The 25,350-nt window shown below is 64.9% G+C and carries 24 protein-coding genes and 1 pseudogene; 20 read left to right on the forward strand and 5 right to left on the reverse strand.

The genetic code is table 11. From position 1 onward, the window contains the following. The first annotated feature begins 43 nt into the window (after window positions 1-43). A complete protein-coding gene (locus CX676_RS15580; RefSeq protein ID WP_101754379.1) occupies window positions 44-904 on the forward strand; it encodes a D-amino-acid transaminase in 861 nt (286 codons plus the stop codon). 3 nt (window positions 905-907) lie between these two features. Here the strand turns inward: CX676_RS15580 and mazG are convergent, their stop codons facing one another. Next, complete coding sequence (mazG, locus tag CX676_RS15585) at window positions 908-1,720, reverse strand: nucleoside triphosphate pyrophosphohydrolase (protein ID WP_101753433.1); 813 nt, start codon at window positions 1,718-1,720, stop codon at window positions 908-910. A 64-nt stretch (window positions 1,721-1,784) separates the two neighbouring features. On the opposite strand from mazG, the gene CX676_RS15590 reads away from it, so the two are divergent. From CX676_RS15590 to CX676_RS15650, 13 genes and pseudogenes are all read left to right on the forward strand, one after another. Beyond that, window positions 1,785-2,960 (forward strand): M20 aminoacylase family protein, encoded by a 1,176-nt coding sequence (locus CX676_RS15590; RefSeq protein ID WP_101753434.1) that lies wholly within the window; start codon window positions 1,785-1,787, stop codon window positions 2,958-2,960. Between the two features lie 160 nt (window positions 2,961-3,120). Beyond that, window positions 3,121-3,453: a preprotein translocase subunit YajC gene (yajC, locus tag CX676_RS15595; RefSeq protein ID WP_101753435.1), complete on the forward strand. Its 333-nt coding sequence runs from the start codon at window positions 3,121-3,123 to the stop codon at window positions 3,451-3,453. A 29-nt stretch (window positions 3,454-3,482) separates the two neighbouring features. Beyond that, entirely contained in the window at window positions 3,483-5,150 is a 1,668-nt protein-coding gene (secD, locus tag CX676_RS15600; RefSeq protein WP_101753436.1) for a protein translocase subunit SecD, read from the forward strand. 12 nt (window positions 5,151-5,162) lie between these two features. Beyond that, on the forward strand, window positions 5,163-6,146 hold the full coding sequence (gene secF, locus CX676_RS15605; protein ID WP_101753437.1) for a protein translocase subunit SecF: 984 nt from the start codon (window positions 5,163-5,165) through the stop codon (window positions 6,144-6,146). Continuing rightward, window positions 6,146-6,499 (forward strand): Mth938-like domain-containing protein, encoded by a 354-nt coding sequence (locus CX676_RS15610; RefSeq protein WP_101753438.1) that lies wholly within the window; start codon window positions 6,146-6,148, stop codon window positions 6,497-6,499. Before secF ends, CX676_RS15610 begins: the two co-directional genes overlap by 1 nt. After that, window positions 6,496-7,125 (forward strand): heme ABC exporter ATP-binding protein CcmA, encoded by a 630-nt coding sequence (gene ccmA, locus CX676_RS15615; RefSeq protein ID WP_101753439.1) that lies wholly within the window; start codon window positions 6,496-6,498, stop codon window positions 7,123-7,125. Before CX676_RS15610 ends, ccmA begins: the two co-directional genes overlap by 4 nt. After that, entirely contained in the window at window positions 7,122-7,778 is a 657-nt protein-coding gene (gene ccmB, locus CX676_RS15620; protein ID WP_101753440.1) for a heme exporter protein CcmB, read from the forward strand. Before ccmA ends, ccmB begins: the two co-directional genes overlap by 4 nt. Window positions 7,779-7,819: 41 nt before the next feature. After that, window positions 7,820-8,545, forward strand: coding sequence for a heme ABC transporter permease (locus tag CX676_RS15625; RefSeq protein WP_101753441.1), 726 nt, complete (start codon window positions 7,820-7,822; stop codon window positions 8,543-8,545). Next, entirely contained in the window at window positions 8,542-8,685 is a 144-nt protein-coding gene (ccmD, locus tag CX676_RS15630) for a heme exporter protein CcmD (protein ID WP_101753442.1), read from the forward strand. The genes CX676_RS15625 and ccmD overlap by 4 nt, the downstream gene beginning before the upstream one ends. Further along, a complete protein-coding gene (locus tag CX676_RS15635) occupies window positions 8,678-9,217 on the forward strand; it encodes a DsbE family thiol:disulfide interchange protein (protein WP_232816482.1) in 540 nt (179 codons plus the stop codon). Before ccmD ends, CX676_RS15635 begins: the two co-directional genes overlap by 8 nt. 146 nt (window positions 9,218-9,363) lie before the next feature. Next, window positions 9,364-11,142 (forward strand): annotated as a pseudogene (ggt, locus tag CX676_RS15640) (gamma-glutamyltransferase). Window positions 11,143-11,157: 15 nt separating this feature from the next. After that, window positions 11,158-11,676 carry an AAA family ATPase gene (locus tag CX676_RS15645; RefSeq protein WP_269801965.1) on the forward strand — a complete coding sequence of 173 codons (519 nt, stop codon included), beginning with the start codon at window positions 11,158-11,160 and terminating at the stop codon, window positions 11,674-11,676. A gap of 27 nt (window positions 11,677-11,703) precedes the next feature. After that, window positions 11,704-12,795, forward strand: coding sequence for a TRAP transporter substrate-binding protein (locus CX676_RS15650; protein WP_101753443.1), 1,092 nt, complete (start codon window positions 11,704-11,706; stop codon window positions 12,793-12,795). A 377-nt stretch (window positions 12,796-13,172) separates the two neighbouring features. Here CX676_RS15650 and CX676_RS22605 read toward each other — a convergent pair whose 3' ends face one another. Next, a complete protein-coding gene (locus CX676_RS22605) occupies window positions 13,173-14,183 on the reverse strand; it encodes a TIR domain-containing protein (RefSeq protein ID WP_157935967.1) in 1,011 nt (336 codons plus the stop codon). A gap of 380 nt (window positions 14,184-14,563) precedes the next feature. After that, window positions 14,564-17,332: an aconitate hydratase AcnA gene (acnA, locus tag CX676_RS15655; RefSeq protein ID WP_101753444.1), complete on the reverse strand. Its 2,769-nt coding sequence runs from the start codon at window positions 17,330-17,332 to the stop codon at window positions 14,564-14,566. A 240-nt stretch (window positions 17,333-17,572) separates the two neighbouring features. Here acnA and CX676_RS15660 point away from each other — a divergent pair, with 240 nt between their 5' ends. From CX676_RS15660 to CX676_RS15675, 4 genes are read left to right on the forward strand one after another with little or no spacing between them, the layout of a single operon-like run. Further along, a complete protein-coding gene (locus tag CX676_RS15660) occupies window positions 17,573-18,595 on the forward strand; it encodes a DUF1223 domain-containing protein (protein WP_101753445.1) in 1,023 nt (340 codons plus the stop codon). Between the two features lie 59 nt (window positions 18,596-18,654). Further along, entirely contained in the window at window positions 18,655-19,554 is a 900-nt protein-coding gene (locus tag CX676_RS15665; RefSeq protein ID WP_101753446.1) for a DMT family transporter, read from the forward strand. Between the two features lie 13 nt (window positions 19,555-19,567). Continuing rightward, on the forward strand, window positions 19,568-20,164 hold the full coding sequence (locus CX676_RS15670) for an inner membrane-spanning protein YciB (RefSeq protein WP_101754382.1): 597 nt from the start codon (window positions 19,568-19,570) through the stop codon (window positions 20,162-20,164). After that, window positions 20,148-21,008, forward strand: coding sequence for a glycosyltransferase family 25 protein (locus CX676_RS15675; protein ID WP_198590214.1), 861 nt, complete (start codon window positions 20,148-20,150; stop codon window positions 21,006-21,008). The genes CX676_RS15670 and CX676_RS15675 overlap by 17 nt, the downstream gene beginning before the upstream one ends. A 7-nt stretch (window positions 21,009-21,015) precedes the next feature. Here the strand turns inward: CX676_RS15675 and CX676_RS15680 are convergent, their stop codons facing one another. Further along, a complete protein-coding gene (locus CX676_RS15680; RefSeq protein ID WP_101753448.1) occupies window positions 21,016-21,915 on the reverse strand; it encodes a DUF726 domain-containing protein in 900 nt (299 codons plus the stop codon). Window positions 21,916-22,127: 212 nt separating this feature from the next. Here CX676_RS15680 and CX676_RS15685 point away from each other — a divergent pair, with 212 nt between their 5' ends. Both CX676_RS15685 and CX676_RS15690 read left to right on the forward strand, forming a co-directional pair. Next, window positions 22,128-23,804 (forward strand): formate--tetrahydrofolate ligase, encoded by a 1,677-nt coding sequence (locus CX676_RS15685; RefSeq protein WP_101753449.1) that lies wholly within the window; start codon window positions 22,128-22,130, stop codon window positions 23,802-23,804. Window positions 23,805-23,962: 158 nt separating this feature from the next. After that, on the forward strand, window positions 23,963-24,403 hold the full coding sequence (locus CX676_RS15690) for a hypothetical protein (protein WP_101753450.1): 441 nt from the start codon (window positions 23,963-23,965) through the stop codon (window positions 24,401-24,403). Window positions 24,404-24,504: 101 nt separating this feature from the next. Here CX676_RS15690 and CX676_RS15695 read toward each other — a convergent pair whose 3' ends face one another. Then, window positions 24,505-25,341 (reverse strand): BKACE family enzyme, encoded by an 837-nt coding sequence (locus CX676_RS15695; protein ID WP_101753451.1) that lies wholly within the window; start codon window positions 25,339-25,341, stop codon window positions 24,505-24,507. Window positions 25,342-25,350: the final 9 nt, after the last annotated feature.

Consider the following 25,350-nt stretch of genomic DNA (forward strand, 5'->3'; position numbering starts at 1 on the left):
GGCGTCAGGCAACAAGAACCGGCAGAACGCAACGGAGGACGCCATGACCCGCACCGTCTATGTCAACGGAGACTACCTGCCCGAGGATCAGGCCAAGGTTTCGGTCTTTGACCGTGGCTTCGTCATGGCGGATGGCGTCTATGAGGTGACCAGCGTGCTGGGCGGCAAGCTGATCGATTTCGGCGGCCATCTGGCGCGGTTGAAACGCTCGCTCGAGGCGCTGCAGATGCGCAATCCGCTGTCGGATGACGACTATCTCGCCGCGCATCGGCGGCTGGTGGCCGAGAATGGCGTGACCGATGGCATGGTCTATCTGCAGGTGACGCGCGGCAATCCGGGCGACCGCGATTTCGCCTTCCCGCCCGAGGATACGGTGCCGACCGTGGTCATGTTTACCCAAAACAAGCCCGGCCTTGCTGACAATCCGGCGGCAAAGACCGGCTGGAAGGTCATCACCACCGAGGATCTGCGTTGGGCGCGGCGCGACATCAAGACGGTGCAACTTCTGTTCCCCAGCCTCGCCAAGATGGAGGCCAAGTCGAAGGGCGCCGATGACGCCTGGCTTGTCGAAGAGGGCAAGGTCACCGAGGGCACCTCGAACAACGCCTATATCGTCAAGGGCGGAACGATTATAACCCGCGAACTGTCCAGCGACATCCTGCACGGCATCACCCGCGCTGCCGTGCTGCGCTTTGCCCGCGAGGCGCAGATGAAGGTCGAGGAGCGCAGCTTTACCGTGGCCGAGGCGCAGGAGGCCGACGAAGCTTTCATCACCTCGGCCTCGGCCTTCGTCATGCCGGTGGTCTCGATCGACGGCGCCGCCATCGGTGATGGCACGGTCGGCCCGGTCGCGCGCCGCCTGCGCGAGATCTACCTGGAAGAAAGCGTGAAGGCCGGGGTCTGACCCTTAGCCCTCGGCGCGCTCGGCCGCCTTGGCGGCATCCCACAGCGCATCCATTTCGGCCAGGTCGCTGTCCTCGGGGCGGCGACCATCGGCGGCCAGCGCGGTCTCGATCGAGCGGAAGCGGCGGGTGAATTTCGCATTGGCCCCGCGCAACGCCTGTTCCGGGTCGATCTTCAGGTGCCTGGCAAGGTTTGCCATCACGAACATCAGGTCGCCGAATTCCTCGGTCAGCGCCGCGTGGTCCAGCGTGTCGCGGGCCTCAACCAGTTCGGCGGTTTCCTCGTTGAGCTTGGCCAGCACATCCGCAGGGCCGGGCCAGTCAAAGCCGACGCGGGCGGCGCGGTTCTGCAGCTTGATCGCGCGGGTGAGCGCCGGCAGGCCAAGCGCCACACCGTCGAGCACGCCCTTTTCCGCCTTGCCGGCGCGCTCGGCGGCCTTGATCGCTTCCCAGTCCTTCACCTGCTGCTCGGCCGACTTGTCGCGGGATTCGTCGCCATAGACATGCGGATGCCGGGCAACCAGCTTGTCGCTGATCTGGCGGGCGACATCGGCAAAGTCGAACATGCCCTTCTCGGCGGCCATCTGCGCATGGAACACCACCTGCAGCAGAAGATCGCCCAGCTCGCCCGGAAACTCGTCCCAGGCCTCGCGGTCGATGGCATCGGCGACTTCATGCGCCTCTTCAATGGTATAGGGCGCGATGCTGGCGAAGTCCTGTTCGATGTCCCAGGGACAGCCGCTGGTCGGGTCGCGCAGATCGGCCATGATGCCGATCAGCCGGTCGATCTGGGCCCGCGCTTCCGCAGTGTCTCGCATTGCATTCTCCCGGCTTTCCTGCGCCAATGTCCGTCCACTGCCACAGCCCGAAAGCCGAGTCTACATGCCCGTCCTGAACCGCATCGCCGAATTCGGCCCCGACATGACCGAATGGCGGCGCCACCTGCACCAGCATCCGGAACTGGGCTTCGACTGCCATGAAACCGCCGCTTTCGTGGCCGAACGGCTGCGTGAATTCGGCGTGGACGAGCTGCATGAAGGGATCGGCCAGACCGGGGTGGTGGCGATCATCAACGGGCAGGCTGACGGCCCGACCATCGGGCTTCGGGCCGATATGGACGCCCTGCCGATGGCCGAGGAGACCGGGGCGGACTGGGCCTCGACCGTGCCGGGGCGGATGCACGCCTGCGGTCATGACGGGCATACAACCATGCTGCTGGGCGCCGCCCGCTACCTCGCCGAGACGCGGAACTTTGCCGGGCGCGTGGCGCTGATCTTCCAGCCGGCGGAAGAGGATGGCGGTGGCGGCGACGCCATGGTCCGCGACGGCATGATGGAGCGGTTCGGCATTTCCCGCGTCTTCGCACTGCACAACAATCCGGGTCAGGACGAGGGCAGTTTCCAGACCACGCCGGGACCGATCATGGCTGCGGTCGACCGGTTCGAGGTTCATATCCGCGGCCGGGGCGGCCATGGCGCCATGCCCCATCTGACCGCCGATCCGGTGGTGGCCGCCGTGGGCATCGTCAACGCCATCCAGACCATCGTCAGTCGCAACCACTACGCGCTGGACGAGCTGGTGGTTTCGGTCACCCAGATCCATACCGGCAGCGCCGACAATATCGTGCCCGAGACTGCCTGGATCTGCGGCACCGTCCGCACCTTCGAACCCCATGTCCGCGAAATGGTCGAGCGCCGCATGGCCGAGATCTGCGCCGGGCAGGCCGCCGCCTATGATGTGACGGCCGAGCTTGACTATCAGCGCGGCTATCCGGCGACGGTGAACGACCCGCGTGAAACCGATTTCGCCGTTGCGGTGGCGCGCGAGGTGTCGGGCGCGAACCGCGTCATCGCCGAGTCGGGGCGCGAGATGGGGGCCGAGGATTTCAGCTATATGCTGGAGAAGCGGCCCGGCTGCTATCTGTTCATCGGTCAGGGCGAGGGGCCGGGCGTGCACAATCCGGGCTATGATTTCAACGACGAGATCGCCCCGGTCGGTGCCAGCTTCTTCGCCCGCCTGGTCGAGCGCGGCCAGCCGCTGAAGACGGCGGCGGGCTAGGTTCGCCCCTCACCGCTGCACAGATCCCTGACCAACCCACGTTTCCGTGTGCGTCGGACAACCCGCGATTTCTTGCCAAGCCCCGCCACCGCGGATAGGGTGCGCGCCAATTCCCGCCCGGTCGCAGCTTCTGCGGCCCCGCTGACATGAAGGATAACCGATGTTCGTGACCCCCGCCTATGCCCAGGCCGCCGGATCGGCCGGCGCCGCCGGAGCTTTCGCGCAGTTCATCCCGCTGATCCTGATCTTCGCGATCATGTATTTCCTGATGATCCGCCCGCAGCAAAAGCGCGCCAAGCTGCACCGGGAAATGGTCGCCGCGCTGAAAAAGGGCGATCAGGTCATCACCCAAGGCGGGATCATCGGCAAAGTCTCTACCGTCCGCGACGACGAGGTCGAGGTCGAGGTGGCTACCGGCGTGAAAGTGCGGGTCGTCCGCGCCTCGATCACCCAGGTGCTGAACCCGACGGCGCCCGTCGCCGCCAATAGCTAAGACCAGACAAACTAAGGGGTCACCCCCAGATGCTTCAGATCGACCGCTGGAAGCGCATCCTGATTATCGGGCTTTGCGTGCTCGGGCTGGCCTATGCCATGCCCAACCTCTTCTACAAACGGGTCGAGACCCATAACGACGCCGTCATAGCGGTCGAAAGGTCGGGCGGTGCCGCCACGGCCGAGCAAGAGGCGGCGATGGCGCTGTGGCCGAACTGGCTGCCCTCGTCGCTGGTCAATCTGGGGCTGGACCTTCGGGGCGGGGCCCATCTTCTTGCCGAGGTCCAGGTCGATCAGGTCTACAAGGCCCGGATGGACGGCATGTGGCCGGATCTGCGACAGGCGCTGTCCGACAAGCGCGCCACCATCGGTTCGATTCGCCGGGTGTCCTCGCCCGATGGGACGCTGGCCATCGAGATCGAGAATGCCGACCAGATGCAGGTCGCGGTCGAGGCCGCGCGCAGCCTGTCCGTGCCGGTCACCACGCTGACCGGGGCCGGGCAGGACGATCTGACGGTGACGGCCAGCGGCAATACGCTGACGGTGCAGCTGTCGGATGCCGAAAAGGCCGTGACCGACGATCGCACCATCCAGCAGAGCCTCGAGATCGTGCGCCGCCGGGTGGACGAGGTCGGAACCCGTGAACCGACCATCATGCGCCAGGGCCAGGACCGCATCCTGATCCAGGTGCCGGGCATCGGTTCGGCCGCCGAGTTGAAGGCGCTGATCGGCACCACCGCCAAGCTGACATTCAACCCGGTCATCGGCACCGGCACCAATCCGAACGCCAATCCCGGCATCGGCAATGTCATCCTGCCCTCGCAGGAACAGCCGGGCCTGTTCTACACGCTCGAGGAAACCCCGGTCGTGACCGGCGAGGAGCTGACCAATGCGGTGCCCTCGACCGACCAGAACGGCCAGCCCTCGGTCGATTTCCGCTTTAACCCCTCGGGCGCGCGGAAGTTCGGCGAATACACCACCGCCAATATCGGCCAGCCCTTCGCCATCGTGCTGGACAACGAGGTGATCTCGGCCCCGGTGATCCGGCAGGCGATCACCGCCGGCTCGGGCCAGATCTCGGGCTCGATGGATTTCGAAAGCGCCAACCGCCTGGCGGTTCTGCTGCGCGCCGGTGCGCTGCCGGCGGAGCTGACCTTCCTCGAGGAACGGACCATCGGCCCGGAACTGGGGCAGGACAGCATCGATGCCGGGCGTCTGGCCTCGGTCGTCGCCACCATCGCGGTCATCTGCTATATCGTTGCCAGCTATGGCCTCTTCGGGGTCTTCGCCTCGATCGCCGTGGTGGTGAACGTGATCCTGATCCTTGCGGTCATGTCGATCATGGGGGCGACGCTGACCCTGCCGGGCATTGCCGGGATCGTGCTGACCGTGGGTACCGCCGTCGATGCGAACGTCATCATCTATGAACGCATCCGCGAGGAATTGCGGGCGGGCAAGCGGGTGGTGCGCGCCATCGACAACGGCTTCAAGGAGGCGATGTCGGCCATCATCGACGCCAACGTCACCACCTTCATCGCCGCGCTGGTGATGTTCTTCCTCGGTTCCGGCCCGGTCAAGGGCTTCGCCGTGACGCTGACCATCGGCATCGTCACCTCGGTCTTTACGGCCATCTATCTGACCCGGCTGCTGATCATCCTGTGGATCGATCTGCGCAAGCCGAAAGAACTGGTTCTGTAAGGGGATAAGATCATGGCATTCCGGCTCAAGCTTGTTCCCGACAACACCAACTACAACTTCTTCCGCTGGCAGTGGCTGACCTTCGGCATCTCGGCGCTGGCCATGGCGGCGTCGCTGGTGCTGGTCCTGGTGATGGGGCTGAACTTCGGCGTCGACTTCAAGGGCGGCACCACCATCCGCACCGAAAGCCCGACCGCCTTCGAGGTCGGCGAGTATCGCGAGGTGCTGGACGGGCTGGACCTGGGCGATGTCTCGATCACGGAGGTCTTCGACCCGACCTTCGGCGCCGACAAGCATGTGGCGATGATCCGCATCGGTGCCACCAACGAGACCGGCTCTGTAACCCCCGAGGAGTTGACCCGGATCGAGGACGCGTTGCGCGCCGTCGACCCGCAGGTGACCTTCCCGGCGGTCGAATCGATCGGTCCCAAGGTCTCGGCCGAGCTGATCTGGACCGCCGTGCAGGCGGTGGGCGCGGCGACCATCGGCATCCTCTTCTATATCTGGATCCGCTTCGAATGGCAGTTCGCCATCGGTGCCGTGGTGGCGCTGGTCCATGACGTGCTGCTGACGGTCGGCGTTTTCGCGCTGTTCCAGTTCAAGTTCGACCTCAGCACCATCGCCGCGCTGCTGACGATCCTCGGCTATTCGGTCAACGATACCGTCGTGGTCTTCGACCGATTGCGCGAGAACCTGATCAAGTTCAAATCCATGCCGCTGATCGACGTGATGAACCTGACGGTGAACGAAACGCTGTCGCGCACCATCATGACCGCCGTCACCACCGCCATCGCGCTGACCGCGCTGTTGATCCTTGGCGGCGACGTGATCCGCGGCTTTGTCTTCGCCATGCTCTGGGGCGTCTTCGTCGGCTGCTATTCGACGATCTACGTGGCCAAGAACATCGTGCTGTGGATCGGGGTCAAGCGCGACTGGTCCAAGAAGGACCCGAAGGATGACCCTTCCTCGCCCTTCAAGGGGGCCGAGCAACCCTGATGGCGATCGAGCCCACCGATTTCGCCGGGGCCGTGCCGGTTGACGGCTACGGCCCCGGCTTTTTCCGGGTGGCCGATAAGATCCATCACGGCCCGGTTCTCGTCCGGCAGGGCGGGGCGCAAGGCTGGGGCGGTCTCGAGGATCGCGCGGCGCTGCTGGCCCTCGCCGGTCAGGTGGACGTGCTGTTCATCGGCATGGGCGCCGAGATCGCGCGGCCGCCGTCCGATCTGGTGGCGGAACTTGAATCCCTCGGCGTGATGGTCGAGGCGATGGCCTCGCCCACCGCCGCCCGCACCTATAATGTCACGCTGTCCGAGGGCCGCCGGGTCGCCTGCGCGCTGCTGCCGGTATGAGCCTCGTCGCGGTGCGCGATCTCGCCGTCGCGCGCGGCGGGATGCGGGCCGTCGAGGGCGTTTCCTTCACTCTGGACAAGGGCGAGGCGCTGATCCTGCGCGGCCCGAACGGCGTCGGCAAGACCACGCTGCTGCGCACGGTTGCGGGATTGCAGCCGCCGGTCGCGGGCGAGGTGGTGATGGCGGATGACAGCGTCGCCTATGCCGCCCATGCCGACGGGCTGAAATCGGCGCTGAGCGTGACCGAGAACCTGCGCTTCTGGGCGCGGGTCTTTGGTCGGGCTGACATCAATGCGGCCATCGCGGCGATGAACCTTGGCGGGCTGGTCGATCGCCCGGCGGCGAGCCTGTCGGCCGGGCAGAAGCGCCGGCTTGGTCTCGCCCGGCTGTTGGTCACGGGCCGGCCGCTCTGGGTGCTGGACGAGCCAACTGTCTCGCTCGACGCCGATTCGGTCGGCCTTTTCGCCGCCGTGGTTCGGGCGCATCTGGCGGGCGGCGGGGCGGCGCTGATGGCCACCCATATCGATCTGGCGCTGGATGAGGCGCGGGTGCTGGACCTGACGCCCTATCGTGCCAAGCCCGGCAAGGCCGAGACGCCAGCCGGCTTCAACGAGGCCTTCGCGTGATCGCGCTGCTGATGCGTGATTTGACCCTCGCCACCCGTGCGGGCGGCGGCTTCGGCTTGGGCCTCGCCTTCTTCCTGATCCTCTGCACGCTGGTCCCCTTCGGCGTCGGGCCGCAGGGCGGCACGCTGGCGCTGATCGCGCCGGGGATCCTCTGGGTCGGCGCGCTGCTGGCCTGCCTTCTGTCGCTCGACCGGATCTTCGCGCTCGATCACGAGGATGGCAGCCTCGACCTGCTGGCGACCTCGCCCATCCCGCTGGAGGGCGTCGTCGTCCTGAAGGCCGCCGCGCATTGGCTGACCACCGGCCTGCCGCTGGTCGTCGCCGCGCCGCTGTTCGGGTTGCTTTTGCACCTGCCCGCCGCCGCGGCGCCCTGGCTGATCCTGTCGATGCTGATCGGCACGCCAGCGCTGTCGATGCTGGGGGCCTTCGGCGCGGCGATCACCGTGGGGCTGCGCCGTGGCGGGCTACTTTTGTCGCTCTTGGTTCTGCCGCTCTACATCCCCACGCTTATCTTCGGGGCCGAGGTGATCCGCCGGGGTGCCGAGGGTGGCAGTACGGTCACGCCGCTGGCCTTTCTGGCCGGGATCACGGCGGCGGTGCTGGCGCTCATGCCATTCGCTGCAGCGGCCGCGCTGCGGGTCAATCTGCGGTGAGCGGGCTTGAGCCGCGCCCCAGCCGCCGCTAGGGAAAAGACATGTCGATCTGGGAATATGCCAACCCCGTCAAGTTCATGCGCACCTCGGGCGCGATCCTGCCCTGGGCTGTGGCGGGTGCGGCCCTCTGCACCGTCAGTGGGCTGGTCTGGGGGTTCCTGACGCCCGAGGATTACAAGCAGGGATCGACGGTGAAGATCGTCTTCATCCATGTCCCGGCGGCGATGATGGCGATCAATATCTGGGTGATGATGCTGGTCGCCAGCCTGATCTGGCTGATCCGCCGCCACCATGTCTCGGCGCTCGCTGCCAAGGCCGCCGCGCCGGTCGGTGCGGTGATGACGCTGATCGCGCTGGCCACCGGGGCGATCTGGGGCCAGCCGATGTGGGGGACATGGTGGGAATGGGACCCGCGCCTGACCAGCTTCCTGATCCTCTTTCTCTTCTATGTGGGCTATATTGCGCTCTGGTCGGCGGTCGAGGATCCCGACAGCGCCGCCGACCTGACCGGCTGGCTGTGCCTTGTCGGTTCGGTCTTCGCGCTTCTGTCGCGCTATGCGGTGCTGTTCTGGAACCAGGGGCTGCATCAGGGGGCCTCGCTGTCGGTCGCCGAGGGCGAAAGGATGAGCGCGGTCTATCGCTATCCGCTTTATCTCTCGATGCTGGGCTTCTTCCTTCTCTTCGTGGCGCTTTTGCTGATCCGCACGCGCACCGAGATTCGCCGCCGCCGTCTGGCGGCCCTGCAGGCGCGGGAGGCGCGGGCATGATCGAATTGGGAAAATATGCGGGCACGGTTCTGGCGGCCTATGGCGTGTCTCTGGCGCTGCTGGTGGGCGTGATCTGGCAGACCTTGGCTGCCAATGCCCGCGCCCGCCGCGCATTGGAGGCGCAGGAAAAGAATGGCTAAGATCTCGCCCCTGATGATTGCGCCGCCGGTGATCTTCGCGGCGCTGGCGGGCATGTTTCTCTGGGGCATGGGCCGCGAGAATCCCGAGCAGCTGCCTTCGAGCTTCGTGGGCCGCGAGGCGCCGGCGCTGCCGGTGACCACGCTGCCCGGCAAGACCCAGCTGACTGACGAGATGTTGCGCCAGCCGGGGGTGAAGCTGGTGAATTTCTGGGCCAGCTGGTGCCCGCCCTGCCGGGCCGAGCACCCGACCCTGACCGAATTGTCAAAGACCATTCCGGTCTATGGCGTCGATCTGAAGGACCCCGAGCCGCAGGCGGTGCGCTTTCTGAACGAGCATGGCGACCCTTTCCACGCCATTGCCACCGACCCGAACGGGCGCGGTGCCATCGACTGGGGCGTGACAGCGCCGCCCGAGACCTTCATTCTGGATGGCGAGGGCAAGGTGCTTTACCGCTTTGCCGGGCCGCTGGTGCGTGAGGATTTCACCAACCGCTTCCTCCCCGAGCTTCAGAAGGCACAGGCGGCCGAATAGGGGGCTGCCGCCCCGCCGGCTGTGCCGGCCCCCCGCGGATATCTCAGCGAAAGAGAAGCCGGGTTGCCACTTCGGGTTGTGGCGGCCAGACTGCCCCTGTTCAGTCAAGGGGGAGGTAAGCGATGAAGACCGGATTTTCTCTGGTGATGGCACTGCTGCTGGCCGGAACGGCCGGCGCGCAGGAGGCAGCTGATGCGGTGGCGCCGGAAGCGGCGACCGAGGTCGCGACGGTGGATGCGTTCTCGGGTCTCAGCCAGCCGGCCAAGGAGGCGATGGCGGCCAAGGAGGCCGGTCAGCCGGTGGTGGCACAGAACTGGATGGTGACCGCGGCGCATCCGCTGGCAGTCGAGGCCGGGGCGAAGGTGCTGGAGGCCGGCGGCAGCGCCGCCGATGCCATGGTTGCGGTGTAGACCGTTCTGGGGCTGGTCGAACCGCAAAGCTCAGGCCTTGGCGGTGGCGCGTTTCTGGTCTGGTATGACGCGGCAAGCGGCGAGATGACCACGCTCGACGCGCGCGAGATGGCGCCGGCAGCTGCGACACCGACGCTGTTCCAAGATGAGAACGGCGAGCCCTTGGAATTCATGGCTGCCGTTGTCGGTGGCCGCTCGGTCGGGGTGCCGGGCACGCCGGCATTGCTCGAGGAGGCGCATCGGCGCTGGGGCAAGGCCAATTGGGCCAGCCTTTTCACCGATGGCATCCGTCTGGGGGAGGAGGGCTTTGCCGTCTCGCCGCGACTGGCGGAACTGGTCGCCGGCGAGGGCGAGGCGCTGCAATCCGATCCGGTGACGACCGAGTATTTCTTCCCCGGCGGCACGGCCGTCGCGGCGGGAGATCTGCTGAAGAACCCCGATTACGCCGAGACCCTGCGCGTGCTTGCGCGCGAGGGGGCGGATGGCTTCTATGGCGGTGCGCTTGCCGACCGGATCGTCGCGGCCGTGCGCGGCCATGCGAGCAATCCCGGGCTGATGACCGTGAACGACCTTGGCCGCTATCGCGTGGTCGAGCGCGAGCCGGTCTGCGTCGAGTATCGCGCGCATGAGGTTTGCGGCATGGGGCCGCCCTCGTCGGGCGGGCTGACCGTGGGGCAGATACTGGGGATGCTCGGCGGCTATGATCTGGCGGCTTTGGGGCATGAGAACCCGGAAAGTTGGCGGCTGATCGGCGATGCCTCGCGCTTGGCCTTTGCCGACCGGGGCCGCTACATGGCCGATGCCGATTTCGTGCCGATGCCGACCGAGGGGCTGATCGCACCCGACTACCTGGCCGAGCGGGGCGGCTTGCTGAAAGGCGATGACAGCCTGCCCGAGGTCAGCGCCGGTTCGCCGGGCTGGAGCCATGCGATGCTTTGGGGGCAGGATTCCGCCCTCGAACTGCCCTCGACCTCGCATATCTCGATTGTCGACGCGGACGGCAATGCGCTGTCGATGACCACCACCATCGAGAACGGCTTTGGATCGCGGGTCATGGCGGGCGGGTTCCTATTGAACAACGAGCTGACCGATTTCAGTTTCGAGACCCATGACGAGGCCGGCTATCCCATCGCCAATGTGGTCGAGCCGGGCAAGCGGCCGCGTTCGTCCATGGCACCGAGCATCGTGATGAAGGACGGCAAGCCGGTGCTGGTCATCGGCTCGCCCGGTGGCAGCCGCATCATCGGCTATGTGGCGCAGGCGATCATCGGCCATCTGGACTGGGGGCTGGATGTGCAGCAGGCGGTCGGCCTGCCGCACCTGGTGAATCGCTTCGGCACCATGGATGTCGAGGCCGGCACCGCGGCGGTCGAGCTGTCGCAGGCGCTGACCGATCTCGGCTTCGAGGTGAACGAGACCGAGCTGAATTCGGGCCTGCAGGGCATTGCCATCACGCCCGAGGGGCTGGAGGGCGGGGCCGATCCGCGACGCGAGGGAATCGCGCTGGGGGGCTGAGGCGGATTGCGGCTGGTGATGATCTCGGGCTGTTCGGGCGGCGGCAAGTCAAGTCTGCTGGCCGAACTGGCGCGGCGGGGACATGCCACCATCAACGAGCCGGGCCGCCGGGTGGTCGAGGCCGAACTGGCCGGCGACGGGGCGAACCTGCCCTGGATCGATCTGGCCGGCTTTGCCCGCGAAGCCTTGCGGCTGGCGGTCGCGGATCATCGGGCCGCGCAGAGGCTGCGCGGCCCGGTCTTCTTCGATCGCGGCATCGTCGATGCGGTGCTGGCTTTGCAATCGGTCGGGCAGGGCGGCGAGGCGACCCGACTGGCGCGGCGCTTGCGCTATGACGCGCGGGTCTTTCTGACCCCGCCCTGGCCCGCGATCCATGTCCGCGACCATGCACGGCGTCACGGGTTTCAGGCGGCTGTGGATGAGTATCGGCGGCTGCGGCAAGGCTATCCGAGGCTCGGCTATCACGTGGCGCTGTTGCCGCGCATCGGGATCAGGGCGCGCGCCGACTGGCTGCTGGCGCGAGCCGGGCTATGAGATGAATCTCTTGGGGAGGAACAGAGCATGAAACGACGGGACTTTCTGACGACTGGCGCCGTGGGCGGCGCGGCGACGGCGCTGGCCAGCCCGGCCATCGCCCAAAGCAATCCGGTGCTGCAATGGCGGCTGCAATCCAGCTATCCGAAATCGCTCGACACGATCTATGGCGCGGCCGAGGTCTTTGCCAAGGCGGTGCTCGAAGCCTCTGACGGGAACTTCCAGATCCAGGTTTTCGCGGCGGGCGAGATCGTGCCGCCTTTGGCCATTGTCGAAGGCGTGCAAAGCGGCACGGTCGAGATGGGGCAGACGGGATCGTATTTCTACATCGGTCTCGACCCGGCCTTTGCGTTCGGCACCAGCCTGCCCTTTGGCCCGAACACCCGCTTCCAGCAGGCCTGGTTCAACGAGGCAGGCGGGAACGACCTCTTCAACGAGTTCCTGGCGGGCTACAACATCCATCACCTGCCGCTTGGCGGAACCGGCGCGCAGATGGGCGGCTGGTTCCGCAAGGAGATCAACACGCTGGCCGATCTGAAGGGGCTGAAGATGCGGATCGGCGGGCTGTCGGGGATGATCCTGCAGCGGCTGGGGCTGGTCCCCAGCCAGATCGCGGCGGGCGATGTCTATCCCTCGCTGGAACGCGGGACCATCGACGCGGCGGAATTCGTCGGCCCCTACGACGACGAGAAACTGGGCCTCTCGAAGATCGCGCCCTATTACTATTACCCCGGTTTCTGGGAGGGCGCGGCGACGCTGAGCCTGTTCATCGGGCTGGAGAAGTGGAACGAGCTGCCCGAGCGTTATCGCAGCATCCTGACCATGGCGGCGGGCTATGCCGGGGCGCTGCAACTGGCGAAATACGACGCGCAGAATGCCGAGGCGCTGCGGCGGCTGGTGGCGGGCGGGGCGCAGCTGCGGGTCTTCCCGGGCGATGTGCTGCAGGCGAGCTATGACGCGGCCAATGCCTTCTATGCCGAGACTTCGGCGAAAAGTGCCTCGTTCAAGACGCTCTATGACCACCAGATGAAATTCCGCGATGACACGCTGCCGTGGTTGCAGATATCGGAATATGCCTATGACACGCTTTTGTTGCAGGCGTCGCAGGGGGCGAAGTAGGCGAAGGCGCGACCGATCGCGTTGGGGGGCAGGGCCGTTGCGCAATGGTCGGAGGCCGGTTTTCGGGACGGGTCGGGAAACTCCAGCATATGCTGGACTCCCCGCTGCACAGCGCGTGCACCGGGGAGGCACAGCAGGTGCGCAGGCCGTACACCGCTTGCGGATAGCGGCTTAGGAAAGGGTTAGGGAAAGGCTGGGGTGGAAGGCCTCTGGCCGGCTGGGTGTCAGATGGTCATGGTAGGGGAATGACCACTTTGAGCCCACTTTGCTGATTTTTTGCAATGCAGCTATTGGCTGCTTTCGCGGGAGAACCAAGAATCTTCAAAATCGCTCTGGTATAACAGAGGACGGTCGGTGACGAGAGGCGTGTAAGCCGTTTATCTGCTTGGTTGATGCATCAAATAGTCTCGCCAAGCTCTTTTACTTGTTTCGTGCAGATCGATACTAGGGTATTTGGCTCGAACTCTCTTCAAGATGTCCGCTAGCTTTTGTGCCATCGTATCCCTTGCAGACGCAATTTCCTGCCACTCGGCCTGTTTCGCTGGGGAAAGTGGCATATCTCCGGGGTTGGTGAAAATCGCTAGCGTGCTTCCGTGATTTAGATGGTATAGATGATCGTGAGAGACAGTCTGGCGCCATGCCTGAGCAAACGCACGAAAAGCGGAATCCAATTCTTTGTCATTTAGATGAAATAGGCTGCTGCCAAATACGATACCGTTCACACCTTCGTAAAAGTGCAGCCCTCGGTAGGGGAACGAGTGCGGCAATCTCGCGAGATGGTCATCAATTGTTGGGAGGTGCATTTCTTCAAGCACCCATTCAAGCGAACGAATATCACGGGAGTAGCGCAATTGTTCTTCCGTAAGGCCTGCTAGTTCGGAAGGACGCTTTGGGTCTTGAGTAATAATCGCGTCAACCGCGAGGGCCACCAGCTCTTGAAGTTTCTTATTCCCTTGTTGGTCCTTTGGATCCGCAAGCTGAAAGGGGCTTGCCCTGTGCCGGTCAAAATCGAACGGTAGGTCATCAGGAAAGGTTCCGTACGCAGAGTTGAACAGTAAGACAATTCTCGACCATCCAAGTGTCTGAACTGCGTATCCAAGCTCAAAAACAACATTTGGATTTGGGGATTTCCTAGATTTCGCATCTTGTCTATTTATGGTCGAAACGTCAGCTACAAAAATATCAGCCTTCCCAATCTTCTCCAGAATAGTTTGCGGAATGTTAGGGCTGCCAGTCTCATCACGCGTTGCTTCATCAATAACGACGGGGATGCTGCTGTTTTTCTTTACGCTTTCTAAAGACGTTTTGATGGCATAGCGAGTTGACTTTGACGGTAGATCGCTCTGCCAAGAATAGAATACCCGCACAGGTTTAAATTTCTCTGACATTATCTTGAAATAGGACAGATCACAGCAGCCCTTCCTTGTGTTGTTAAACTGGCATTTACTTTGAGAGATAGTTGCTCCGCGCCTGTACCGCCGAAGGCTAGTCAACGATGTGGTGTTCTTTAACCAGTGACGCCGACCGAAACCATACCCTGCATGCGGGTACTGGGAATCTTGCAAAATTCCCATGCAACAAATGCTGACAACTAGTCACTCGATGCGATGTCTGACCGTTTTCACGCGCTGGCTGTGCAGGCAGACGTTTGATTGACCATCTTGAACGGCGGCTTCGTCCCGATTGCCGACCCGTCAGATCGCGCTGACCACGCCCAAACAAAAACCCCCGGCGCGAGCCGGGGGTCTTCTTTCTCGAAGGCCTGCAATCAGGCCGCAGCCAAGTTCCGCAGCACGTAGTGCAGCACGCCGCCGTTCTTCAGGTATTCGATCTCGACCTCAGTATCGACGCGGGCCTTGAGCTTGATGACCTTCTCGCTGCCATCGGCATACTTGATCGTGGCATCGACCAGCGACAGCGGTTTGAAGTCGCCTTCCAGCCCGTCGATCGAGATCACCTCGTCGCCGGTCAGCTTCAGCGTCTTGCGGTTGTCGCCCTCGGTGAACTCGAAGGGGATGACGCCCATGCCGACCAGGTTCGAGCGGTGGATACGCTCGAAGCTTTCGGCGATGACCGCCTTGACGCCCAGGAGGTTGGTGCCCTTGGCCGCCCAGTCACGGCTGGAGCCCGCGCCATATTCCACCCCGCCGATGACGACCAGCGGCGTGCCTTGGTCCTCGTAGGCCATGGCGGCGTCATAGATCGCGGCCTGCTGCCCGTCCGGACCCTTGGAATAGCCGCCCTCGACCCCATCCAGCATCTCGTTCTTGATGCGGATATTGGCGAAGGTGCCGCGCATCATCACCTCGTGGTTGCCGCGACGCGACCCGTAGGAGTTGAATTCGCGCGGGGCCACCTGACGCTCGGTCAGGTATTTGCCGGCCGGGCTGTCGGCCTTGAACGAGCCGGCAGGGCTGATGTGGTCGGTGGTGATCATGTCGCCCAGAAGCGCGAGGATGCGCGCGCCGGTGACGTTGCTGATCGTGCCCGGTTCCTTCGACATGCCCTGGAAATAGGGCGGGTTCTGGATATAGGTCGAGGCTGCCGGCCAGTCATAGGTCTCGCTGTCGGTGACTTCCACCGCCTGCCAGCGCTCGTCGCCCTTGAACACGTCGGCATATTTCGACTGGAACATCTCGCGGGTGACGATGCTGTCAACCAGGTCGGCGACTTCTTTCGAGGTCGGCCAGATGTCCTTCAGGTAGACCGGCTTGCCGTCCTTGTCGAAGGCCAGCGGTTCGCTCGAGAGGTCGATGTTCATGTCGCCGGCGATGGCATAGGCGACGACCAGCGGCGGCGAGGCCAGGTAGTTGGCGCGCACGTCGGGCGAAATGCGGCCCTCGAAGTTGCGGTTGCCCGAGAGGACCGAGACCGCGACCAGATCGTTGTCATTGATCGATTTCGAGATCTCGGGCTGCAGCGGACCCGAATTGCCGATGCAGGTGGTGCAGCCGAACCCGACGAGGTTGAAGCCGAGCGCGTCCAGATCCTCCTGCAGGTTCGCGGCCTTCAGGTATTCCTCGACCACCTGCGAGCCAGGGGCCAGCGAGGTTTTCACCCAGGGGCGGCGGGTCAGGCCAAGGGCGCGGGCCTTGCGGGCCACGAGACCGGCGGCCATCAGCACATAGGGGTTCGAGGTGTTGGTGCAGCTGGTGATCGAGGCGATCACGACCGAGCCGTCATGCAGCTGGTAATCCTCGCCCTCGACGGAACCGGACTTGTAGCCCTCGTGATGGCCGGGCAGATCGGTCGGCGCGGGTGCGCCGCCATCCTGTGCCCAGGCCTTGCCGACGGATTCCGGTGCCGGAACCTTGCGGGTGTCGCAGATGTATTTCTGGAACTCGAAGGCCGAGGCGGTCAGCGGCACGTGATCCTGAGGGCGCTTCGGACCCGAGATGGCCGGGACGACATCGCCCTGATCCAGTTCCAGCGTCGAGCTGTAAACCGGCGCATAGTCGGCGCCGCGCCAGAAGCCGTTCTCCTTGGCATAGGCTTCGACCAGCGCGATGCGATCCTCGTCGCGGCCGGTCTGGCGCAGGTAGCGCAGGGTCTCGTTGTCGACCGGGAAGAAGCCGCAGGTGGCGCCATATTCCGGCGCCATGTTGGCGATGGTCGCGCGGTCGGCCAGCGGCATGTTGTCGAGGCCTTCGCCGTAGAATTCGACGAACTTGCTGACCACGCCATGCTTGCGCAGCATCTGCACGACCTTCAGCACGAGGTCGGTGGCGGTCACGCCCTCGCGCAGCGCGCCGGTGATCTTGAAGCCGACGACTTCCGGGATCAGCATCGAGATCGGTTGGCCCAGCATCGCCGCCTCGGCCTCGATCCCACCGACGCCCCAGCCCAGAACGGCCAGGCCGTTGACCATGGTGGTGTGGCTGTCAGTGCCGACCAGCGTGTCGGGATAGGCGACGGTCGCGCCGGTCTGGTCGCTGTCGGTCCAGACGGTCTGCGCCAGGTATTCCAGGTTCACCTGGTGGCAGATGCCGGTGCCGGGCGGCACCACGCGGAAGTTGTTGAACGCCTTCTGACCCCATTTCAGGAAGGTGTAACGCTCCAGGTTGCGCTCGTATTCGCGCTCGACGTTGAACTGGAAGGCGCGGGGGGTGCCGAACTCGTCGATCATCACCGAGTGGTCGATGACCAGATCCACCGGGTTCAGCGGGTTGATCTTCTGCGCGTCACCGCCAAGCGCCTTGATCCCGTCGCGCATCGCGGCAAGGTCGACCACGGCCGGAACGCCGGTGAAGTCCTGCATCAGCACGCGGGCCGGGCGATAGGCGATCTCGCGCGGGTTCTGGCCGCCCTTTTCCGCCCATTCGGCAAAGGCCTTGATGTCATCGGTGCTGACCGTGCGGCCGCCATCCTCGAAACGCAGCATGTTTTCCAGCACCACCTTCAACGCGGCGGGCAGCTTGGAGAAATCACCCAGCCCGGCCTCGGTGGCGGCGGGGATCGAGTAATAGGCGACCTCCTGGCCGCCGACCTTCAGCGTGCGGCGGGTCTTGGCGGTGTCGGTTCCGGTAACGATAGGCATGGGGGCCTCCCTGTCTGCGAATGGATGGGTGTGGCGTCGAATTCAAGTTGCTCTGTGCATGAAGCGCAGGCGAGGCGCAAGGCTTTGGCCGGCTTCGGTATGCGATTGTATACTGACATTGCCGATGTTGCGCAAGGGGCACTATGCCAGCAGGGACGGCAAGTTAACACAGGGGTGATTTGGCCTTTGCCGCCAGCCGGGCCTATGCAGACTGAGAGAAAAGCCGCAAGAATCGTCCCGATGCCCCTGACCGATCGACCCAACTTCCGCCTTCATGGCCTTGCCGTGGCGACCCTGACTGCCGGGTTGCTGCTGCTGTCGGCGCTGCCGCTTGCGGCGCAGCAGGACGGATCGATGGGCGGGATCGAAGCGTCGCAGGGGATGGAGGCCGAGTTCGCCACCGACGACGAGATGCCGGGTACAGACGGTTTTGCCGTTGAATCCGGCTCTGACCTCGGCGCCGATTCAGGGCCGTTGACCGATCCCTATGCCGATGCGCCGGTGATCGAGGCGCCCGAGGCCAGCGACTTCAACAGCTTCGCCGGCAGCGAGATGTCGGCCCCGGTGATCGGGCTGTCGGACATGCCCGGCGCGCCGGTCGTGGTCGAGTTGTTCACCTCGCAGGGCTGCAACTCCTGCCCGCCCGCCGATGCCATGCTGGCCGAGCTGGCCGATGACCCGGATATCCTGCCGCTGTCCTATCACGTCGATTACTGGGATTACCTGGGCTGGACCGACAAGTTCGCCAGCCCCGAATTCACCCGCCGGCAAAAGAACTATGCCCGCAGCGTTGGCGAGCGGGCGGTCTACACCCCGCAACTGATCGTCGGCGGCCAGGATACCACGCCGTCGATGCAGCCGACCGACCTGATGGGCATGATCGATGCCCATCGCGCCTCGCCAGCCTTGGTCAACGTGGTCGAGCGCGACGCCGATGGCCGCAAGGTGGTCGAGCTGACGCCGCTGTCAGATCTTGGCGGCGTGGTGGCGGTGCTGCTGGTGCGTTTTGCCCCGCGACGGACGGTCGAGGTGACCAGCGGCGAGAACAGAGGCCGGTCGATCACCTATGCCAATGTCGTCCTAGACATTGCCCGGCTGGCCAACTGGAACGGTCGCGCGCCCTTGCGGCTGACCATCGGCGCGGCGACGGAAAGCGGCGAGGATTTCCCACCCGACACCCGCCACGCCATCCTGATCCAGCGCATGTCCGGTGCCAAGGCGCAGATGCCCGGCCCGATCCTGACCGCGTTGCGGCTGGACTGATCCCCGCGCGGGCACCGCGCTGACTTGCAGTTTCTGCAAGCTGCTGCCATCACCGCGCCATGACCGACTGGATCCTCAGCATTTCCGGCACGCCCGAAGGGGCGCGCATCGCCTCGATGATGGCGATCTGGGCGGCCTTCCTGCACGCGGTCTTCGGTGCGCTGCAAAAGGGGCGGCACGACCCCTGGGTCAGCCGGGCGGCGATCGATGCCTGTTACGGGCTGATCGCGCTGCCCGTCGTGCTGTTCGTCGTGCCTTTCCCCGAGCCGCATTTGTGGCCGATCCTCGGCGGCGCGATGGCGATCCATATCCTCTACAAGCTGGCGCAGGCCTCGACCTACCAACGGGGGGCTTATACCGTCGTCTATCCGGTGGTGCGTGGCACCGCGCCGCTGATCACCATCATTGCCGCCGGGCTGATCTTTCACGAGCATTACAACCTGGCGCAATGGTCGGGCGTCCTTCTGCTGGTCAGCGGCATCCTTGGCCTGGCACTTTACAATTGGCGCAAGCTGACCGTCGGGCGCGAGACGCTGCTGCCGGCACTTGGCTGGGCGCTGATCACCGGCGTCATGGTCGCGGCCTATACCACCTATGACGCCTGGGGCATCCGTCAGGCCGCTGATCCCTTCACCTTCCTCTTCTGGTTCTTCCTGCTCGATGCGCTGTTCATGCCTCTGATCACCTGGCGGCGCATCGCCCTGCTGCCGGTGGCGGAATTGCCGGGCCTTGCCGCGCGCGGGCTGGTCGGCGCGCTGGTGGCCTTTTGCAGCTTCGGCGCCATCATGCTGGCCACCCGCATCGACGAGGTTGGCCGCGCCGCCGTACTTCGTGAAACCTCGACGGTGTTCGCGGCCCTTGTCGGCTGGGTCATCCTGGGCGAAAAGGTGGGGCCGCGACGCGCGGGCCTGATGGCGATGATCGCCGCCGGGGCGCTGATCGTGGAATATGCCGCTTGAGGGGCGAGAGGTGATGGACGCGAAGCAGACGGGCAAATGGAAGGCGGCGCTGGAATATGGCCCGCTGGTGGTGTTTTTCGTGGCCTTCCTGCTGCTGCGGGACAGGACCGTGCACCTCTTCGGACAGGATTATTCGGGCTTCATCGTCGCCACGCTGATCTTCATCCCGGCGCTCGTCCTATCGACGCTGGGGCTGTGGCGGCTGACCGGGAAACTGTCGCCGATGCAGGTGGCGACGCTGGTTCTGGTTCTCGTCTTCGGCGGGCTGTCGGTGTGGCTCAACGATCCGCGCTTCTTCAAGATGAAGCCGACGATCATCTATCTCCTCTTCGCCGGCATCCTTGGCTATGCGCTGTGGCGGCGCAAGAACTGGCTGGAAGCCGTGCTGTCCGAGGCGCTGCCGATGCGGCCCGAGGGCTGGCGCAAGCTGACCGCGCGGATGGCGCTGGCCTTTCTGGGCCTCGCCATTGCCAACGAGGTGGTCTGGCGCACCATGTCCGAGACCAGCTGGGTTTATTTCAAGACCTTCGGCCTGCCGCTTTTGCTGTTCATCTTCCTGATGGGCAATGCCGGCCTGTTCAAGGAGTACGGAATTGAACGCAAGGACTGAGCTGGCCGAGGGCGTGATCCTGCTGCCCCAAAGCGGCCAGAAGCTGGCCGTCTACCTGATCAACATGGACGGGGCAGTCGACCGGCTGGCGGCAATGCGTGCCAAGCTGGAGCAAGTGGGCATCGGCTTCCAGCGCATCCCCGGCGTGAACGGCAAGGCCATCGAGTTCCCGATCCCGGAATTCAGCGAATGGTCCTATCGCTATCTGCATGGCCGCCGCCGGACGCCGACCGAGGTCGGCTGCTACCTGAGCCATATCGACTGCACCCGGGCCTTCCTGGACAGCGATGCCGATCTGGCGCTGATCCTCGAGGATGACGCCTCGTTCCAGCCCGAATTCCTCGACACGCTGGACCGTGCGGCGGCGCAGCGGCAGGGGTGGAACCTGCTGCGTCTGACCACGGTCAGCAAGGGGCGCAAATACCCCGTCCGCGATCTGGGCAATGGTCACAGCATTGCCATCGCGTTGACCCGCGAGAAGGGCTCGGGCGCCTATGTCATCGACCGGTCGGCGGCGCGCTGGTTCGTCCAGAAGCTGGTGCCGATGCGGCTGGCCTGGGACATCGCCTATGACCTGGAATATTTCGCCGGGCTCAAAGCCAGTTTCATCGAGCCGCCGGTCGCCAGCCAGATCTCCGACGAGGAATCGCAGGTGCAGCGGGGGCTGAGCATCTACAAGCTGCCGCGCTGGCGCTATTTCACCGTGCTGCCCTATCGCTTCTGGCTCGAGCTGAACCGGGTGATCTGGCGCGGCGGACGGTTGCTCAGGGCCAAGCTGTTCGATCGTGCCGCTGCCGGGACGGCGGGGCGCGATGCACGGGCGAACCCGCCGCAGGAAGGCTGATCCGCACTCAGGCGCGCAAGCCGCCGAGCGTGGCGGGCGGGGCCAGCAGCCGCGACCAGCGCGGCTCGACCTGCGCGGGCAATTGCCGGCGCAGGAGGTTCAGCGGCAGGGCCCAAGGCTGGCACAGCGCGGTGCGGTAGAAATCGAAGACACCCGCCCGCAGATATGGCGTCCAGTGTGACAGGCGGCGCGGGCGGCCATCCATCGGAAAGCCAAGCGCCGATAGCATCGCCAGCGTGTCCCGGTCGTCGATCTGGATGTCGATCCAGTTTGGGCGCGGATCTTCCAGCCCAAAGCCGAGCGCCTGCCGGCGGCGACCCGAGACGAACAGTTCCAGCCCGAAATCGAACAGGTCATTCTCGCGCGAGGTGATGTTCAGCACCTCCGCCCGCTGGCCCGCCGGACTGTCCAGCGCCGCCGCGGCGGCACAGCGGAACTCGGCAGCGGCCAGCAGCAACAGCCGGCCAGCCGCGCCAGGGCTGACATGCTGCAGCGCCTGCAGCATCACCCGCGCGCCAAGCGAATGGCCGATCAGGGCCACCGGTCTGTTCGCCTCCTCGGCCAGCCGGTCGATCAGCCGTGCCAGAGATCGACCAGCCTGCTCGGCCCGGCGATAGGCGCCGCGCAATGTGCCGCGTGCTTCCCAGCCAAATCCGACGGCCAGACCCTCGCCGGCGCGCCCCCCTTGGAAGCCGAGGGCGCGGGGCCAGGAGAGGACCGGGCCAGCCGTGCTTTCGGGGTCCAGTGCCAGGATGTGGCGATGGGGGTCGTGACCCGGATGATGGGGAGAGAAGCGATAGCCGTGCACCATGACGACGACTGGCGCATCAGCGGCCAGCGTCGTCGCCGGATCGCGGAACTGGCCGGTCGAAACCGGCGCGTCGGAGTTGACATGCAGCACAGCCATGAATCGGTCATCCGTTTACCAGTCACAAGGTTTCCATGCCCTGATGATGCGACAGTGGCGTGAACGCGGCGTTAAAGCTGCGTGAAGCCAGCGCGCGCAACGGCTGCGAATACGCCTCAACTGCAGGCGGTTAGGCGATGGTGCGGAAATGGTGTCGCGCCGGCGCAATCGCGGCTAACCTGCCCGGGACAGACCGGTACGGGAGGAACGGGATGGCTTTCAAATCCGATATCGAGATCGCGCGGGCGGCAAAGAAACTACCGATCCAGAAGATCGGCGAAAGGCTCGGGATCGGGGCCGAGGACCTGGTGCCCTATGGCCATGACAAGGCTAAGGTCAGCCAACGCTTCATCGAATCGATCCAGGATCGGCCGAATGGCAAGCTGATCCTTGTCACCGCGATCAACCCGACGCCCGCGGGCGAGGGCAAGACCACGACCACTGTGGGTCTGGGCGACGGCCTGAACGCCATCGGCAAGAAGGCGGCGATCTGCATCCGCGAGGCTTCGCTGGGTCCGAATTTCGGAATGAAGGGGGGCGCGGCCGGTGGCGGCTATGCCCAGATCGTGCCGATGGAAGACATGAACCTGCATTTCACCGGCGATTTCCACGCCATCACCAGCGCCCATTCGCTGCTGTCCGCGATGATCGACAACCATATCTACTGGGGCAACGAGCTGGCAATCGACATGCGCCGCGTGGTCTGGCGCCGCGTAGTGGACATGAATGACCGGGCGCTGCGGCAGATCACCGCCGCGCTGGGGGGCGTGGCCAACGGTTTCCCGCGCGAGACCGGCTATGACATCACCGTCGCCTCGGAGGTGATGGCGATCCTCTGCCTCTCGCGCGACCTGAAGGACCTCGAAAAGCGGCTGGGGGACATGATCGTCGCCTATCGCCGCGATCACAGCCCGGTCTATTGCCGTGACCTGAAGGCCGAGGGGGCGATGACGGTTCTGTTGAAAGACGCCATGCAGCCCAATCTGGTCCAGACGCTGGAGCATAACCCGGCCTTCGTCCACGGCGGACCGTTTGCCAATATCGCCCATGGCTGCAACTCGGTCATCGCCACCACCACGGCGCTGAAACTGGCCGATTACGTTGTGACCGAGGCCGGCTTCGGTGCCGATCTGGGGGCCGAGAAGTTCATGAACATCAAGTGCCGCAAGGCCGGGCTGAAGCCGGATTGCGTCGTGCTGGTGGCGACCGTTCGGGCGATGAAGATGAACGGTGGTGTCGCCAAGGCCGATCTCGGCCCCGAGAACGTCGCGGCGGTCAAAAAGGGCTGCGCCAACCTGGGCCGGCATATCGAGAACCTGCACGGCTTCGGCGTGCCGGTGGTCGTGGCGATCAACCATTTCAGCGGCGATAGCGAGGCCGAGATCGAGGCGGTGCAAAGCTATGTCTCGGGCCGGGGCGCCGAGGCGATCGTCAGCCGGCACTGGGAACAGGGCGGCAAGGGCGCGGTCAACCTGGCGATGCGCGTGGCCGAGATCGCCGATAGTGGCCGGTCGCAATTCGCGCCGCTTTACGAGGACGAGATGCCGCTGTTCGAGAAGATCCGCACCATCGCCACGCGCATCTATCGCGCCGACGAGGTGCTGGCCGACAAACGCATCCGCGACCAGCTGCACGCCTGGGAGGATCAGGGCTATGGCCATCTGCCGGTCTGCATGGCCAAGACCCAGTACAGCTTCTCGACCGATCCGAACCTGCGCGGCGCGCCGACCGGCCATTCCGTCCCGGTACGCGAGGTGCGGCTGTCGGCAGGGGCGGGCTTCGTGGTGGTGATCTGCGGCGAAATCATGACCATGCCGGGCCTGCCGCGCCATCCCTCGGCCGAATCGATCCGGCTGAACGAGGCGGGGCAGATCGAGGGGTTGTTCTGACCCTCGTTGACGCGGAAGTGACAATGCATTTCCGCACAGAACCTGTGTGGCCCTGTGCGTTTAACGCGGGGCCGCCAGACCCTTAATCCACTCCTATGCGAAGGGACCAGGCACCGAGGAAAGGTAACCGTCCCCCCGCCAGAAACAGGAGATGTGATATGTTCACGAAATCGATCCTTACCGCCGCCGCCCTTGCCGTGGCGCTTCCCTTTGCCGCCAATGCCAATGACGGGCAGGCGATGCAGGCCGCGACCCTGAATGTGGACGCCTCGGCCTTCACCACCAACGAGCTGGCCCAGATCGCTGCCGAGCGCGGCGACACCCGCAAGGCCGAACGCGCCGCCCGGATCCAGGCGCAGAAGACCGAAGTCCCCGGCGTCACCAATGCCGGCCGCGACATGCAGGCCGCGATCCTGAACCTCGACCCGGCCAACTTCACCACCAATGAACTTGCCCAGATCGACGCCGAGACGAGTGCACTGGCCAAGGCCGAGCGCATCGAGAAGATCCTCGACGAGAAATCGGGCGCGACCGTTTCGACCTCGGGCGTCAAATCCCTGACCGTCGAATATGTCCACCATGGTCGTGACGACGCCTGAGCCGCGGAATGACCCTTCGGGGGCAAGACCGCAGCCGGACTGACAGAGAAGGGCGGGCCAGCATGTGCTGACCCGCCCTTTTCTTGTCCTGGGCGCCGCCGTCAGGCCGGCATGGCGAGGCCGAGGATCTGCCGCGCCTGCTGCCAGGTCGCCACCGGGCGGTCGTATTTGCCGCAAAGCTCGACCGTGCGCGCGACCAGCGCGGCATTGGACGGGGCGAGGGTATCGCGGTCGAGCCGCACGTTATCCTCGAGCCCGGTGCGGGCATGGCCGCCCGAGGAAATGGCCCAGTCATTGATGGTCAGCTGGTTCGACCCGATCCCCGCCGCGCACCATGGCGCATCCTCGCCGAACAGCCGCTTGACCGTGTGGATGTAGTAGTCGAACACATCGCGATCGACCGGCATGGCGTTCTTCACCCCCATGACGAACTGCACATAAGGTGTGTCCTTGATCCGGCCGTCAGCGTGCATCTTGGCCGCCTGCAGGATGTGCGACAGGTCAAAGGCCTCGATCTCGGGCTTCACGCCATGGGCCAGCATCTCGCTGGCCAGCCAGTCCACCAGGTCGGGCGGGTTCTCGTAGACCCGCGTCGGAAAATTGTTCGACCCGACCGACAGCGAGGCCATGTCGGGCGACAAGGGCAGCATTCCGCCCCGCGCCTGACCCGCGCCCGAGCGCCCGCCGGTCGACAGTTGCACGATCATGCCGGGGCAGTGCTTTTCCAGCCCCTCCTTCAGCGCAGCAAATCGCGCCGGATCGCTGCTGGCTTTGCCCTCGTCGTCCCGGACATGGCAATGGGCGATGGTGGCCCCGGCCTCGAAGGCCTCTTGGGTGCTCTCGATCTGTTCCGAAATGGTGATCGGCACCGCCGGATTGTTCTCTTTGGTCGGAAGCGAGCCGGTGATGGCCACGCAGATGATGCAGGGTTTGGTCATGAGTGCGGC

The sequence above is a fragment of the Paracoccus zhejiangensis genome, assembly GCF_002847445.1.
In the GTDB taxonomy this organism is placed as follows: Bacteria; Pseudomonadota; Alphaproteobacteria; order Rhodobacterales; family Rhodobacteraceae; genus Paracoccus; species Paracoccus zhejiangensis.

Coding starts and splice junctions, on each gene's coding strand:
- CX676_RS15580 (WP_101754379.1), top strand. CDS start 44: ATGACCCGCACCGTCTATGTCAACGGAGACTACCTGCCCGAGGATCAG.
- mazG (WP_101753433.1), bottom strand. CDS start 1,720: ATGCGAGACACTGCGGAAGCGCGGGCCCAGATCGACCGGCTGATCGGC.
- CX676_RS15590 (WP_101753434.1), top strand. CDS start 1,785: ATGCCCGTCCTGAACCGCATCGCCGAATTCGGCCCCGACATGACCGAA.
- yajC (WP_101753435.1), top strand. CDS start 3,121: ATGTTCGTGACCCCCGCCTATGCCCAGGCCGCCGGATCGGCCGGCGCC.
- secD (WP_101753436.1), top strand. CDS start 3,483: ATGCTTCAGATCGACCGCTGGAAGCGCATCCTGATTATCGGGCTTTGC.
- secF (WP_101753437.1), top strand. CDS start 5,163: ATGGCATTCCGGCTCAAGCTTGTTCCCGACAACACCAACTACAACTTC.
- CX676_RS15610 (WP_101753438.1), top strand. CDS start 6,146: ATGGCGATCGAGCCCACCGATTTCGCCGGGGCCGTGCCGGTTGACGGC.
- ccmA (WP_101753439.1), top strand. CDS start 6,496: ATGAGCCTCGTCGCGGTGCGCGATCTCGCCGTCGCGCGCGGCGGGATG.
- CX676_RS15625 (WP_101753441.1), top strand. CDS start 7,820: ATGTCGATCTGGGAATATGCCAACCCCGTCAAGTTCATGCGCACCTCG.
- ccmD (WP_101753442.1), top strand. CDS start 8,542: ATGATCGAATTGGGAAAATATGCGGGCACGGTTCTGGCGGCCTATGGC.
- CX676_RS15635 (WP_232816482.1), top strand. CDS start 8,678: ATGGCTAAGATCTCGCCCCTGATGATTGCGCCGCCGGTGATCTTCGCG.
- CX676_RS15650 (WP_101753443.1), top strand. CDS start 11,704: ATGAAACGACGGGACTTTCTGACGACTGGCGCCGTGGGCGGCGCGGCG.
- CX676_RS22605 (WP_157935967.1), bottom strand. CDS start 14,183: ATGTCAGAGAAATTTAAACCTGTGCGGGTATTCTATTCTTGGCAGAGC.
- acnA (WP_101753444.1), bottom strand. CDS start 17,332: ATGCCTATCGTTACCGGAACCGACACCGCCAAGACCCGCCGCACGCTG.
- CX676_RS15660 (WP_101753445.1), top strand. CDS start 17,573: ATGCCCCTGACCGATCGACCCAACTTCCGCCTTCATGGCCTTGCCGTG.
- CX676_RS15665 (WP_101753446.1), top strand. CDS start 18,655: ATGACCGACTGGATCCTCAGCATTTCCGGCACGCCCGAAGGGGCGCGC.
- CX676_RS15670 (WP_101754382.1), top strand. CDS start 19,568: ATGGACGCGAAGCAGACGGGCAAATGGAAGGCGGCGCTGGAATATGGC.
- CX676_RS15680 (WP_101753448.1), bottom strand. CDS start 21,915: ATGGCTGTGCTGCATGTCAACTCCGACGCGCCGGTTTCGACCGGCCAG.
- CX676_RS15685 (WP_101753449.1), top strand. CDS start 22,128: ATGGCTTTCAAATCCGATATCGAGATCGCGCGGGCGGCAAAGAAACTA.
- CX676_RS15690 (WP_101753450.1), top strand. CDS start 23,963: ATGTTCACGAAATCGATCCTTACCGCCGCCGCCCTTGCCGTGGCGCTT.
- CX676_RS15695 (WP_101753451.1), bottom strand. CDS start 25,341: ATGACCAAACCCTGCATCATCTGCGTGGCCATCACCGGCTCGCTTCCG.